The organism is Paraburkholderia mimosarum LMG 23256 = NBRC 106338 (genome assembly GCF_000739815.1).
GTDB lineage: Bacteria > Pseudomonadota > Gammaproteobacteria > Burkholderiales > Burkholderiaceae > Paraburkholderia > Paraburkholderia mimosarum.
Window position 1 is genome coordinate 118,233 of record NZ_BBJJ01000010.1, and the last position, 13,472, is coordinate 131,704.

11 protein-coding genes are annotated in these 13,472 nt (G+C 66.3%); 6 read left to right on the forward strand and 5 right to left on the reverse strand.

Annotated elements, in window-relative coordinates:
* Positions 1-84: 84 nt before the first annotated feature.
* The 5 genes from nadC to purN form a co-directional block, all read right to left on the reverse strand.
* Entirely contained in the window at positions 85-984 is a 900-nt protein-coding gene (gene nadC / locus BMI01S_RS11115; protein WP_028213376.1) for a carboxylating nicotinate-nucleotide diphosphorylase, read from the reverse strand.
* The gene (nadA, locus tag BMI01S_RS11120; protein ID WP_028213377.1) at positions 985-2,115 is read right to left on the reverse strand and encodes a quinolinate synthase NadA; all 1,131 of its coding nucleotides are present in this window, start codon (positions 2,113-2,115) and stop codon (positions 985-987) included. It lies immediately after the preceding gene.
* Between the two features lie 167 nt (positions 2,116-2,282).
* Positions 2,283-3,479, reverse strand: coding sequence for a DesA family fatty acid desaturase (locus tag BMI01S_RS11125; protein ID WP_028213378.1), 1,197 nt, complete (start codon positions 3,477-3,479; stop codon positions 2,283-2,285).
* A 424-nt stretch (positions 3,480-3,903) separates the two neighbouring features.
* The gene (locus BMI01S_RS11130) at positions 3,904-5,295 is read right to left on the reverse strand and encodes an RsmB/NOP family class I SAM-dependent RNA methyltransferase (protein WP_028213379.1); all 1,392 of its coding nucleotides are present in this window, start codon (positions 5,293-5,295) and stop codon (positions 3,904-3,906) included.
* Positions 5,292-5,951, reverse strand: coding sequence for a phosphoribosylglycinamide formyltransferase (purN, locus tag BMI01S_RS11135; protein ID WP_028213380.1), 660 nt, complete (start codon positions 5,949-5,951; stop codon positions 5,292-5,294). Before purN ends, BMI01S_RS11130 begins: the two co-directional genes overlap by 4 nt.
* A gap of 167 nt (positions 5,952-6,118) precedes the next feature.
* Between purN and BMI01S_RS11140 the strand changes: the two genes are divergently transcribed.
* The 6 genes from BMI01S_RS11140 to dut all read left to right on the forward strand — a co-directional run bounded on the left by BMI01S_RS11140 (position 6,119) and on the right by dut (position 13,461).
* Positions 6,119-7,114, forward strand: coding sequence for a bifunctional riboflavin kinase/FAD synthetase (locus BMI01S_RS11140; protein WP_028213381.1), 996 nt, complete (start codon positions 6,119-6,121; stop codon positions 7,112-7,114).
* A 144-nt stretch (positions 7,115-7,258) separates the two neighbouring features.
* On the forward strand, positions 7,259-10,108 hold the full coding sequence (gene ileS, locus BMI01S_RS11145; RefSeq protein ID WP_028213382.1) for an isoleucine--tRNA ligase: 2,850 nt from the start codon (positions 7,259-7,261) through the stop codon (positions 10,106-10,108).
* A complete protein-coding gene (gene lspA, locus BMI01S_RS11150) occupies positions 10,108-10,623 on the forward strand; it encodes a signal peptidase II (RefSeq protein WP_028213383.1) in 516 nt (171 codons plus the stop codon). The genes ileS and lspA overlap by 1 nt, the downstream gene beginning before the upstream one ends.
* A gap of 76 nt (positions 10,624-10,699) precedes the next feature.
* Positions 10,700-11,911: a bifunctional phosphopantothenoylcysteine decarboxylase/phosphopantothenate--cysteine ligase CoaBC gene (coaBC, locus tag BMI01S_RS11155; RefSeq protein ID WP_036019912.1), complete on the forward strand. Its 1,212-nt coding sequence runs from the start codon at positions 10,700-10,702 to the stop codon at positions 11,909-11,911.
* A 67-nt stretch (positions 11,912-11,978) separates the two neighbouring features.
* A complete protein-coding gene (locus BMI01S_RS11160; RefSeq protein ID WP_028213385.1) occupies positions 11,979-12,983 on the forward strand; it encodes an LLM class flavin-dependent oxidoreductase in 1,005 nt (334 codons plus the stop codon).
* A gap of 31 nt (positions 12,984-13,014) precedes the next feature.
* The gene (dut, locus tag BMI01S_RS11165) at positions 13,015-13,461 is read left to right on the forward strand and encodes a dUTP diphosphatase (protein WP_028213386.1); all 447 of its coding nucleotides are present in this window, start codon (positions 13,015-13,017) and stop codon (positions 13,459-13,461) included.
* Positions 13,462-13,472: the final 11 nt, after the last annotated feature.

The following is a 13,472-nucleotide window of genomic DNA, read 5'->3' on the forward strand; positions in this document are numbered from 1 at the left end:
GCCGGAAACGCCGCAAAAAACAAAGGCCGCCTCATTTCGAGGCGGCCTTTCTCATTGAGTGCTGCAAATCGAAAGCGTGCCGGTTCAGACGATGCGCATCGAAAAGTCCGTCGCTTGCACGTCTTTCGTCAACGCACCAATCGAGACGCGGTCCACGCCCGTTTCCGCGATCGCGCGCACTGTCTCGAAGTTCACACCGCCCGAAACCTCGAGCACCGCGCGTCCGGCCGTGAGCTTCACCGCATCGCGCATCATCTCGATCGAGAAGTTGTCGAGAAGAACCGACTGCGCGCCATGGGCGAGCGCCGTTTCGAGCTGTTCGAGCGTTTCCACTTCGATCTGGACCGGCACGCCTGCATTGAGCGCCAGCGCCGCGTCGATTGCCGCGCCCACGCCGCCCGCCGCGGCAATGTGGTTTTCCTTGATCAGGATGCCGTCATAAAGCGCGAGGCGCTGGTTCGCACCGCCGCCCACTCGCACCGCGTACTTCTGCGCGAGGCGCAGGCCGGGCAGCGTCTTGCGCGTGTCCAGGATGCGCGTATTCGTGTGCGCGACCGTGTCGACGTAGCGGCGCGTCACGCTCGCCACGCCGGAAAGCAGCTGCAGGAAGTTCATTGCATTGCGCTCCGCCGTGAGCAGCGAGCGCGCCGGACCGCGCAAGGAGCACACGGTCGTGTCGGCGGCTATGCGGTCGCCTTCGCGATAGTGCCAGCGCACGTCGATGCGCGGATCGACGCGCTTCACCACGCCGTCGAACCACAGCACGCCGCACAGCACCGCTTCTTCGCGCACGATGATGCGCGCGTCGCGTATCTCGTCGGCAGGCACGAGGCGGCCCGTCTGGTCGCCGGGGCCGACGTCTTCTTCGAGCGCGTCGGCCACGTTGCGTGCAATCGCGGCGTCGAACGCCGCACCGTACTGCGTGCGCACATCGCCCAGCACGGGCGACACGGCGTCGATGGCGAGCAATTCGAGCGCACCCATTTACGCCGCCCCCACTTGCGAGAACAGCGCAGTGTCGCGCGCGAGGTCGCCGCTCGCCTGCACGCGGCGCTTGTGCTCCGCAGCAAACGCCAGCATGCGGTCGATTGGCAGACGGGCACGCTCGCCGATCGCAGCATCGACGTGAATCTCGTTGTGTCCGCGTTCCAGCACGTCGGCGAGATTCGCGAGGCCGTTCATGGCCATCCACGGGCAGTGCGCGCAGCTCTTGCAGGTCGCGCTGTTGCCGGCCGTGGGCGCCTCGATGAAGGTCTTGCCCGGCGCCGCGAGGCGCATCTTGTGCAGGATGCCGAGGTCGGTGGCGACGATGAAGCGTTGCGCGTCGAGCTTCACGGCAGCGTCGATCAGCTGCGTGGTCGAGCCGACCACGTCCGCGAGCGCGACGACGCTTTCCGGCGATTCGGGGTGGACGAGGATCTTGGCGTCCGGATATTCGGCGCGCAGCAGATCGAGCTCGATGCCCTTGAATTCGTCGTGGACGAGGCACGAGCCCTGCCACAGCAGCATGTCCGCGCCGGTCTTCTTCTGGATGTAGTTGCCGAGATGGCGGTCCGGCGCCCAGAGGATCTTTTCGCCTTTCGCATGCAGATCGGCGACGATCTCGAGACCGATGGACGACGTGACCATCCAGTCTGCGCGCGCCTTCACGGCCGCGCTCGTGTTCGCATAGACGACGACGGTGCGGTCAGGATGCGCGTCGCAAAACGCCGAGAACTCTTCGATCGGGCAGCCGAGATCGAGCGAGCAGGTGGCGTCGAGGTCGGGCATGAGAATACGCTTGGTGGGGCTCAGAATCTTCGCGGTCTCGCCCATGAAGCGCACGCCGGCCACGACGAGCGTCTGCGCCTCGTGATCGCGGCCAAAGCGCGCCATTTCGAGCGAATCGGCCACGCAGCCGCCGGTTTCGTCGGCGAGCTCCTGCAGTTCGGGGTCCACGTAATAGTGCGCGACGAGCACCGCCTTCTCGCGCTTGAGCAACGCACGAATTCGCTCCTTCAATGCCACGCGCTCCGCCGTGGACGGCGCATCGGGCACGCGCGCCCACGCCTGTCCGACGCTGCAGACGGCACCCTGCGGCCGGTCATATTCGACCTTCCTGATTGCCTGACTCATCATCTCCTGCCCCTACCGATCGCCGCGCCATCGAAGCCATTGTGGGGACTCCGGCTTTCATGCGGCCCAAAAAGAAAAACCCCGCCAGCGCGGGGTTTTGTGACGTCTCGTCATTCTAAAGGATTTTCCGGCGCCCCACTGGGGGACCCGAAATCCGGTCAAGCCGATCAGGCGTAGCGACGCAGACGCGACGCGAATTCCTGCAGCGCCTTGATACCGCTTTGTTCGGCGCGGTGGCACCAATCCTGGAGCTGCGTGAGCAGTTGTTCGCGCGAGGCGCTCGAACGTTCCCAGATGGCGGCCAGTTCGTTGCGCAGCTCGATGTAGGTGCGCAGCTTCTGGCTGTTCGCGAAAATTTGCGGAAGCTGGCGCTTCTGCGGCTCGTTCAGGCTGGCTTCTTCCTTGTCGAACCACTTGCGGGCGCCGCGCATGACCTTGTACTTCTCGCGCTCGCCCACTTCCTTGAGGTGCGCAAGCTCCTGGCGGTAGGCCTGCTTCACGGCCTTCGCGTAGCGCGCCATCACTTCGTAGCGGTTGGAGAGCACGGCCTGCAGCGTTTCGTGGTCGGGCACGAGCTTGCCCTTGGTGAGGCGCGGCGTAGGCGCGACCTTCTTCACCTTGGCGAGACCGACCGCCTGCATCATGCGGATATACATCCAGCCGATGTCGAACTCGTACCACTTGTTCGAGAGCTTCGCCGAGGTCGCGAAGGTGTGGTGGTTGTTATGCAACTCTTCGCCGCCGATGAGGATGCCGATCGGGAAGAGATTCGTGCTCGCGTCGGCCGAATTGAAGTTGCGGTAGCCCCAGAAGTGGCCAAGGCCGTTCACGACGCCCGCCGCCCAGAACGGAATCCATGCCATTTGCACGGCCCACACGGTGAGGCCGACCGCACCGAACAGCGCGACGTCGATCACCATCATGATGCTCACGCCGAGGATGGGGTAGCGCGTGTAGACGTTGCGCTCCATCCAGTCATTGGGCGTGCCGTGGCTGAAGCGGCGAAGCGTTTCTTCGTTCTTCGCTTCGGCGCGATAGAGTTCGGCGCCTTCGAGCAGCACCTTCCAGATGCCGCGCGTTTGCGGGCTGTGCGGATCTTCTTCGGTCTCGCACTTGGCGTGGTGCTTGCGGTGGATCGCCGCCCACTGGCCGGTCAACATGCCCGTGGTCATCCACAGCCAGAAGCGGAAGAAGTGGCTCGCGATCGGATGCATGTCCAGCGCGCGGTGCGCCTGGCAGCGGTGCAGGTACACCGTCACGCCGACGATCGTGATGTGCGTCGCCACCGCCGCGAACAGCACGATCTGCCACCACGAGAAATGGAGCAGCCCGTGGGCGAGGAAATCAAGCAGGGAGTTCAACAAGGTATTTACCCGTGAAGCGAAGCGCGTTGGCCTTTCAGCCCTGCGCCGGTGTCAAGAAAGTGAAAGCGATTCGATGCGGATGGACGGCATTCTACTAGAACCGTTCCAAGTGTTTGTAACAAAGGGAGATTTTTTTCTTTATCGGTGACGGCGTCAACGCCCGAAGCCCGTTTTGAGGCGCTTTGTCGCACCCCTGCCGACCGGTTTCGTAACATCTGGCCCCATCCCGCCTTTCACCGACACTCCGCAACTCGCGTCGCGCCGTGCACGCCGACGGCGCCGATCGCCGCGTGCTCCATCCTGAATCCGGGTCCGGCTTGTCGACACACCGACGCACCGACGCGCATCGGCGCGCACGCCAACGCGGGCCGTCCGGCACGTGCCAGCCGGTCCCGCAAAGGCCGCTCCCGACGCGCCGCTTACCTTACTTCGGCGCCCCTTCCGGCTCGGCGGCTTCGCTCTCTTGCGCCTTCGCGATCGCGTCGGACGCTTCCTGCGCTGCCGATGCCTCTTCAGGCGTAGTCTCAGCGCCCGCTGCCTTCGTCTTCGGCTTCGCTTCGCCGCGACGCTCCAGCACGGCGGCGAAGAAGCCGTCGGTCGCGTGGCGGTGCGGCCACAGCGACAGGTATTCGCCCGTGTCGAGGCCCACGCGCTGCTCGGCCAAGGCGTCGCGCGCGCTCACCAGCACGAACTCGGGATGCGCCTCGAGGAACTGCTTCACGACCGCCTCGTTCTCGGCTTCGAGAATGCTGCAGGTCGCGTAGACAAGACGGCCGCCGCGCTTCAGGAGGCGCGCCGCGCTCGTCAGAATCGAAAGCTGCTTGGGCGCCAGCTCCGCCACCGACTCGGGCGTCTGGCGCCACTTGAGGTCGGGGTTGCGGCGCAGCGTGCCGAGACCGGAGCACGGCGCATCCACCAGCACGCGGTCGATCTTGCCGATCAGGCGCTTGATCTTGGCGTCGTGCTCGCTGTCGATCAGCACCGGATTCACGTTCGAAAGGCCGCTGCGCGCCAAGCGCGGCTTGAGCTTGGCCAGGCGGCGATCGGAAACGTCAAAAGCGTAGAGGCGGCCCGACGAGCGCATCATCGCGCCGAGCGCGAGCGTCTTGCCGCCCGCGCCCGCGCAAAAGTCGACCACCATCTCGCCGCGGCGCGGCGCCACGAGCGTGCAGAGCAGCTGGCTGCCCTCGTCCTGCACCTCGAACCAGCCGTTCTTGAACGCGTCGAGCTTCGCGAGCGCCGGCTTGCCCGTCACGCGCACGCCGAACGGCGCGAACGGGGTTTCGCCGGCTTCGATGCCTGCCTCGGCCAGCGCGCGCTGCAGTTCGTCGCGGTTCGCCTTGATGGGGTTGGCGCGCAGATCGAGCGGCGCCGGATAGTTGAGCGCGGCGGCAAGCTGCGCAAGCTCGGCGGGCTGGAAGCGCGTTTCCAGCGCCTTCACGATCCACTCGGGCAGATTGAGCTGCACGCGTTGCGGCAGGCTCGCCGGGTCGATCTTCGAAACATGTTCGAGCCAGCTCGCCTCGGCGTCGGAAACGAACGGACGGATCGCCGAACGGCCGGCCGTCGCCATCAAACCGAGCAGCGTAAGGCGGCGCGTGGGACTGCCCGTGCCGCTCTCGGCAAGGTGCGCGAACTCCATGCGCCGGCGCAGCACGGCGAACACTGCCTCGGCAATCACGCCGCGCTCCGAGTGGCCGAGCTTCGGATGCTCGCGAAAGAAGCGGCTCGTCACGGCATCTGCCGGGCCCGTGAACTTGAGAACGTCGGCGAGCAATGTCTCGGTCTGTCCGATCAGAAAACCATGCAGTCTCATGCGCCCTCCCCGGCGGCTTGCGAGTCGTCAAAGAAGAGCCACTGCGGCTCGGCCGGCGTGAGCGTCACGCGCTCGCCGTCGAGCGCGAGGCGCCCTTCGACGAACCAGCGCACCGCGCGCGGATACATCACATGTTCGGTCTTGAGCACGCGCGCTGCGAGCGCCGCGGCGTCGTCGCCCGCGCGCACCGGCACCACCGACTGCGCGACGATGGGACCATGATCGAGCGTGGGCGTGACGAAATGCACCGTCGCGCCATGCACCCGGCAGCCGGCGTCGAGCGCCTGCTGGTGCGTCTTGAGACCCGGAAACATGGGCAGCAGCGAGGGGTGGATGTTGAGCATCCGGCCCGAATAATGGCCGACGAAGGCTTCGGTCAGCACGCGCATGAAGCCCGCCAGCACGACGAGGTCGGGCGCGTAGCCGTCGATGACCTCGGCGAGCGCCGCATCGAACGAGGCGCGATCGGGAAACTGGCGGTGATCGACGACCGCCGTGGCAATGCCATGCGACGCCGCGAACGCGAGTCCCGCGGCGTCGGAACGGTTGGCAATCACAGCGGCGACACGCGCCGGCCAGGTCTCGTGCGCGCAGGCGCGCACGATGGCTTCCATGTTGCTCCCCCGCCCGGAAATCAGGATGACGAGATTTTTCATCCGCGGATTTTATCATCGGGGGGCGTGCGCCACGCTCGTGCGGCGGCGATCGTCGCCTCGTGCGTTTATAATCTTCTGTTTCGTCGCGGTCCGTGGGCCGTTTGACCAGCACTTTGCACGCGTGCCCGGCCGGCGCGCTTTTCGAGGTTCCTCCAGGTTCCGCTATCGTGAGAGTCTTCCGCGGTCTTCCCAATGCCGAGAGTCGCGCGCCCTGCGCGCTCACCATCGGCAATTTCGACGGTGTCCACCGCGGGCATCAGGCGTTGCTCGCGCGCGTGCGCGCGGCGGCCGACGCGCGCGGCCTGCCCGTCTGCGTGATGACCTTCGAGCCGCATCCGCGCGAGTTCTTCAACCCGGCCGGCGCCCCGCCGCGCATCGCCATGCTGCGCGACAAGCTCGAAGCGCTGCGCGAGAACGGCGTGGACCGCGTCGTGGTCGAGCATTTCAACCACACGTTCGCGAGCCAGTCGCCCGAGGCGTTCGTCGAGCGCATCATCGTGAGCGGCCTGCACGCGCGCTGGATGATGATCGGCGACGACTTCCGCTACGGCGCGAAGCGCGCGGGCGACTTCGCCTCGCTGCAGGCGGCGGGCCAGCAGTACGGCTTCGAAGTCGAACAGATGGCGACCGTGGCCGATCCCTCGGGCGTGCGCATTTCCAGCTCCGCCGTGCGCGCGCAGCTGCACGCGGGCGACCTCGACGCCGCGCGCGCCTCGCTGGGCCGCGGCTACCACATCAGCGCGCACGTGACGCATGGCCTGAAGCTCGGCCGCGACCTCGGCTTTCCGACGATGAACTTGCTGATCGGCCACAAGCGGCCGGCGCTCAAGGGCATCTTCGTCGTGCAGGTGCATGGCATTGCCGACCACCCGCTGCCCGGCGTGGCGAGCCTCGGCCTGCGCCCTACCGTGGACGACTCGGGCCGCGTGCTGCTCGAAGTGCATCTGCTCGACTGGCACGGCGACGCCTACGGCAAGCTCGTACGCGTCGAGTTCCTCAAGAAACTGCGTGACGAGGAGAAGTTTGCCGACCTCGAAACGCTCACCGCCGCGATCGCCCGCGACGTGGCGAACGCCCGCGCGTGGTTCGCCGCCGCGGGCGCCCACGTGGCCGGCGGCGCTTCCACCGGGTTCGCCACCTCGGCCACCGACCGAATTAGATGACCTGCGCTCCGCGCGGGCTCGACGAGCACCGCACGGATTGCCCGCCCAGAGGCGTCGCGTGCCGCAAGCACGACATGCAGCGCCCGCGGCGACGGCGGCGCAACGCTGACGCCACGCATCCCCCGAATTCCACGTGATCTCACCATGAGCGACAAGAAAGCATCCTCCGGCAAGCCGCAGAAGACCGAATCGAAGTACCCCGTCAACCTGCTCGACACCCCGTTCCCGATGCGCGGCGACCTGCCGAAACGCGAGCCGCAATGGGTCAAGGAATGGGAAGAGAACCAGGTCTACGAGAAGATCCGCGCGGCCTCGAAAGGCCGCAAGAAGTTCATCCTGCACGACGGCCCGCCGTATGCGAACGGTGACATCCACCTCGGCCACGCCGTCAACAAGATCCTGAAGGACATGATCGTCAAGGCGCGCAATCTCGCGGGCTTCGACGCGGTCTACGTGCCGGGCTGGGACTGCCACGGCATGCCGATCGAAATCCAGATCGAAAAGCAGTTCGGCAAGTCGCTGCCTGCCCAGGAAGTGATGCAGAAGGCGCGCGAGTACGCGGCCAGCCAGATCGAGACGCAAAAGAAGGGTTTCAAGCGCCTCGGCGTGCTCGGCGACTGGAACAACCCCTACAAGACGATGAACTTCGTGAACGAGGCGAACGAGATTCGCGCACTCGCGAAGATCATCGAGAAGGGCTATGTGTTCCGGGGCCTCAAGCCCGTGAACTGGTGCTTCGACTGCGGCTCGGCGCTCGCCGAAGCCGAAGTCGAGTACAAGGACAAGACCGACCCGACCATCGACGTGCTGTTCACGTTCGCGCAGCCCGCCGAAACGGCGGCCGCGTTCGGCCTCGCCGCGCTCCCGCGCGAGGAAGGCGGCATCGTGATCTGGACCACCACGCCCTGGACGATCCCGTCGAACCAGGCGCTCAACGTCCACCCGGAAATCACCTACGCGCTCGTCGACACGCAGCGCGGCCTGCTGATCCTGGCCGAGGAGCGCGTGGAAGCGTGCATGAAGGAATTCGGCCTCGACGGCAAGATCGTGGCCACGACCAAGGGCGAAAAGCTCTCGCTGCTGCGTTTCAATCACCCGCTCGCTTCGGCGCACCCGGGCTACAAGCGCACCTCGCCCGTCTACCTGGGCGACTACGTCACGACCGACACCGGCACGGGCATCGTGCACTCGGCGCCCGCCTACGGCGTGGAAGACTTCGTGTCGTGCAAGGCGCACGACATGGCGGATTCCGACATCATCAGCCCGGTGATGGGCGATGGCCGCTACATCGAGTCACTGCCGCTCTTCGGCGGCCTCTCGATCTGGGCCGCGAACCCGAAGATCGTCGACGCGCTCGACGCCGCCGGCACCCTGCTGCGCAGCGAGAAGTACGTGCACAGCTACATGCACTGCTGGCGCCACAAGACGCCGATCATCTACCGCGCCACGTCGCAGTGGTTCGCGGGCATGGACGTCAAGCCGAACGACGGCGGCAAGACCCTGCGCGAAACCGCGCTCGAAGGCATCGAGGCGACGGCGTTCTACCCTTCGTGGGGCAAGCAGCGTCTCTATTCGATGATCGCCAACCGCCCGGACTGGACGCTCTCGCGCCAGCGCCAATGGGGCGTGCCGATGGCGTTCTTCGTCCATAGGGAAAGCGGCGAGCTGCATCCGCGCACGCTGGAGCTGCTCGAACAGGTTGCGCAGCGCGTGGAGAAGGAAGGCATCGAAGCCTGGCAAACGCTCGACCCGCGCGAACTGCTCGGCGACGACGCCAACCTGTACGAGAAGAACCGCGACACGCTCGACGTCTGGTTCGATTCGGGCACGACGCACTGGCACGTGCTGCGCGGCTCGCACAAGGACCAACTGCAGTTCCCGGCCGACCTGTACCTCGAAGGCTCCGACCAGCACCGCGGCTGGTTCCACTCGTCGCTGCTCACGGCTTCGATGCTCGACGGCCGGCCGCCCTACAACGCGCTGCTCACGCACGGCTTCACCGTCGACGGCGAAGGCCGCAAGATGTCGAAGTCGCTCGGCAACGGCGTCGATCCGCATGAAGTGGCGAACCGCCTCGGCGCGGAAATCATCCGCCTGTGGATCGCCTCGACCGACTACTCGGGCGAGCTGGCCATCTCCGAAGAAATTCTCAAGCGCGTGACGGAGAGCTATCGCCGTATCCGCAACACGCTGCGCTTCCTGCTCTCGAATCTCTCGGATTTCGACTTCGAAAAGCACGCGCTGCCCGCCGGCGAGTGGCTCGAAATCGATCGCTACGCCGTGGCGCTCACGCACACGCTGCAAAACGACGTGCTCGCCCACTACGACCGCTACGAGTTCCACCCGGTCGTGGCGAAGCTGCAGACGTTCTGCTCGGAGGACCTGGGCGGCTTCTACCTCGACGTGCTGAAGGACCGCCTCTACACGAGCGCGCCCGATTCGAAGGCCCGGCGCGCCGCGCAAACGGCGCTGCACCACATCACGCACAGCCTGCTGCGCATCCTCGCGCCGTTCCTCTCGTTCACGGCCGAAGAAGCGTGGAAGGTGTTCCAGCCGCAAAGCGAAACCATCTTCACCGAAACCTTCCACGCGTTCCCGGACATCGCCGGCGCGCAGGAGCTGCTCGTGAAATGGACGCTGCTGCGCGAAGTGCGCGGCAACGTGACGAAGGCGCTCGAAGAGGCGCGCGTGGCGAACCAGATCGGCTCGTCGCTGCAAGCCGAAGTGCGCATTCTCGCAAGCGGCGCGCGCTACGATGCGCTCGCCTCGCTCGGCGACGACCTCAAGTTCGTGCTGATCACCTCGGCGGCGGAAATCGCGAAGGTGGAAAGCGAGGCAGAGGAAGGCGTCGAAGTGGTCACCTCGAAGTACCTCAAGTGCGAGCGCTGCTGGCACTACCGCGAGGACGTGGGCGCAAACGCCGAGCATCCGGGCCTGTGCGGCCGCTGCGTCGTGAATCTGTTCGGTGACGGCGAAAAACGGAGCGCGGCATAATGGCAAAAACCCTGCCGAAGCAGTCCCGGTCGAATGGCGCGGGCGGCACGCTCGCGCCGTGGCTCGGCGTCGCGGTGATCGTGATCCTCGCCGACCAGCTCACGAAAATCGCCATCAACAAGGTGTTCAGCTACGGCGAAGGCCGCGTGATCACGCCGTTCTTCAACCTCGTGCTGGTCTACAACAAGGGGGCGGCGTTCAGCTTCCTGTCGGCTGCGGGCGGCTGGCAGCGCTGGGCGTTCACGGCGCTCGGCGTGGCGGCGGCGCTCGTGATCTGCTATCTGCTCAAACGCCACGCCACGCAGAAGCTCTTTTGCACGGCGCTCGCGCTGATCATGGGTGGCGCGCTCGGCAACGTGATCGACCGCCTGCTGTACGGCCACGTGATCGACTTTCTCGACTTCCACGTGGGCGGCTGGCACTGGCCGGCGTTCAACCTCGCCGACAGCGCGATCACCATCGGCGCGGTGCTGCTGGTGTTCGACGAATTGCGGCGCGTGCGCGGCACGCGCTGAGTGCGCAGGCGAAGCCGGGCGACTTCGTTGCATGGGACCACAGTAAGGGAGCTTTGACTTGAACACGTCCGCTGCAATCCCAGGCGAGCTGGCCGGCCGCCACCTCGTGCTCGGCATGACGGGCGGCATCGCCTGCTACAAGATCGCCGAGCTCACGCGTCTGCTGACCAAGGCCGGCGCGACCGTTCAGGTCGTGATGAGCGAGGCGGCCACGCAGTTCATCACGCCCGTCACGATGCAGGCGCTCTCGGGCCGCCCCGTCTACACGAGCCAGTGGGACGGCCGCGTGCCCAACAACATGGCGCACATCGACCTCTCGCGCGAAGCGGACGCCATCGTCGTCGCGCCCGCCTCCACCGATTTCATCGCGAAGCTCGCCCACGGTTTCGCCGACGACCTCCTCTCCACGCTGTGCGTCGCGCGCGACTGTCCGCTGCTGGTGGTTCCAGCCATGAACCGGCAGATGTGGAACAACCCGGCCACGCAGCGCAACGTCGCCCAGATCCGCGCCGACGGCATCGAAACGCTCGGTCCCGATTCCGGCCCGCAGGCGTGTGGCGAAGTCGGCGACGGGCGCATGCTGGAGCCCGAGGCCGTCTACGAGGCGATCGTCTCCTTTTTCGCGCCGAAAGTGCTCGCGGGCCGCAAGCTCCTGATCACCGCCGGCCCGACCTTCGAGCCGCTCGATCCCGTGCGCGGCATCACCAACCGCTCGAGCGGCAAGATGGGCTTCGCGCTCGCGCGCGCAGCGCAGCAGGCCGGCGCCGAAGTGCATCTGGTGGCGGGGCCGGTCGCGCTGGAAACGCCGTGGGGCGTGTACCGCCAGGACGTGCAGACCGCGCAGCAGATGTACGACGCGGTGATGCGCGCCGCGCCGGACGCCGACGTCTTCATCGGTGTTGCAGCCGTTGCCGACTGGCGCGTCGATCATGTCGCCGAGCACAAGATCAAGAAGACGGCCGAGCACCGCATGCCCACGTTCGCGTTCGTCGAGAACCCGGACATCCTCGCCTCGGTCGCGGCCTTGCCGAATCCGCCCTACTGCGTGGGCTTCGCGGCCGAAAGCGGCGACCTCGACCGGCACGGCGAGGAAAAGCGCGCGCGCAAGAAGGTGCCGCTGCTGATCGGCAATCTCGGCCCGCTCACCTTCGGTCAGGACGACAATGAGGTCGTGCTGTTCGAAGCGGGCGGCCGCAAGCCGCTGCCGCGCGCAGCCAAGCAGGCGCTCGCGCAGACGCTCGTCGCCGAGATCGCGCGGCGTCTGCCCGACCAAAGCATCATCTCGTGACGCGCGCGCCGGCGCCCCTGTGTGCCGGCACACGGCGCCGCGAACGCAGGCAAGGAGCAGTACTGCCATGACACTGCTTTCCGTACTCGACCAGTCGCCCGTCATCGCCGGGCATACCGCGGCGGACGCCATCGCCGCCACCCTCGATCTCGCTCAACTCGCCGACGACCTCGGCTACACGCGCTACTGGTGCGCCGAGCATCACGGCCTGCTGGGCGTCTGCAATCCCTGCCCGGAAGTCATGCTGGCGCGTCTGGGCAGCGTGACGAAGCGCATTCGCATCGGCTCGGGGGGCGTCATGCTGCCCTATTACAGCCCGTTCAAGGTCGCCGAGCAGTTCATGATGCTCGAGGCACTCTTCCCGGGGCGCATCGATCTCGGTGTCGGACGCGCGCCCGGCGGCGACATGCGCACCGCGCAGGCCGTGGCCGCGGGCGCGTACAACCGCGGCGACCAGTTCACGCAGCAGGTACACGATCTCGTCGGCCTGATGGACGGGAAGCTGGCCGCCGACCACCTCGCGAGCGGCGTCGTGCTGCAGCCGCAGATCGAAACGCGCCCTCAGCTCTGGGTGCTCGGCTCCAGCGACTTCGGCGGCATACTGGCCGCGCAGCTCGGGCTGCGTTTTTCGTTCGCGCATTTCATCAATGCGCATTTCGGGCATCTCGTGGCCGAGGCGTATTTCGACCGCTTCAAGGCCGGTCACGAAGCAAAGCCGTATCTCGCGTGCGCCGTGTTCGCGATCTGCGCCGACACCGAAGCCGAAGCCGCCGATCTGGAAAAAGCCGTCGACCTGCGCCGCGTGCAGATGGCCTATGGGCTGAACGCGCCGGTTCCGAGCCTCGAACAGGGCCGCGCGCAGGAATACGGCGAGCGCGAGCAGATCGTGATCGACCGCGAAAAGCCGCGCAGCATCATCGGTACGCCGGATAGCGTCACCGAGCGCCTTCTCGCGATCAAGGACAACTTTCGCGCAGACGAACTGATCGTGCTGACCGTCGCGGGCAGCTACAAGGCTCGCCTGCGTTCCTACGAACTGCTTGCCGAGGCATTCGAACTGCCTCGCGCCTGACTAATCCCCTCCGTCCAACAACGCCAACTTCATGAAAATCGACATCAAGATCTTGAACGAGCGCATGCGCGACCAGCTGCCCCACTATGCAACACCGGGGAGCGCCGGGCTCGACCTGCGCGCTTGCCTCGACGCACCGCTCACGCTCGAACCGGGCGAAACGAAGCTCGTGCCGACGGGACTCGCCATTCACCTGGACGATCCCGGCTATGCGGCGCTGATCCTGCCGCGCTCGGGCCTTGGCCACAAGCACGGCATCGTGCTCGGCAACCTGGTCGGCCTGATCGACTCCGACTATCAGGGCGAGCTGATGATCTCCACATGGAATCGCGGCCACACGACCTTCACGCTCAATCCGCTGGAGCGCCTCGCGCAGCTCGTGATCGTGCCGGTCGTGCAGGCGCAGTTCAACGTCGTCGACGATTTCGAGGCGAGCGAACGCGGCGCGGGCGGCTTCGGCAGCACGGGCAAACACTGATCGCGGCTGGT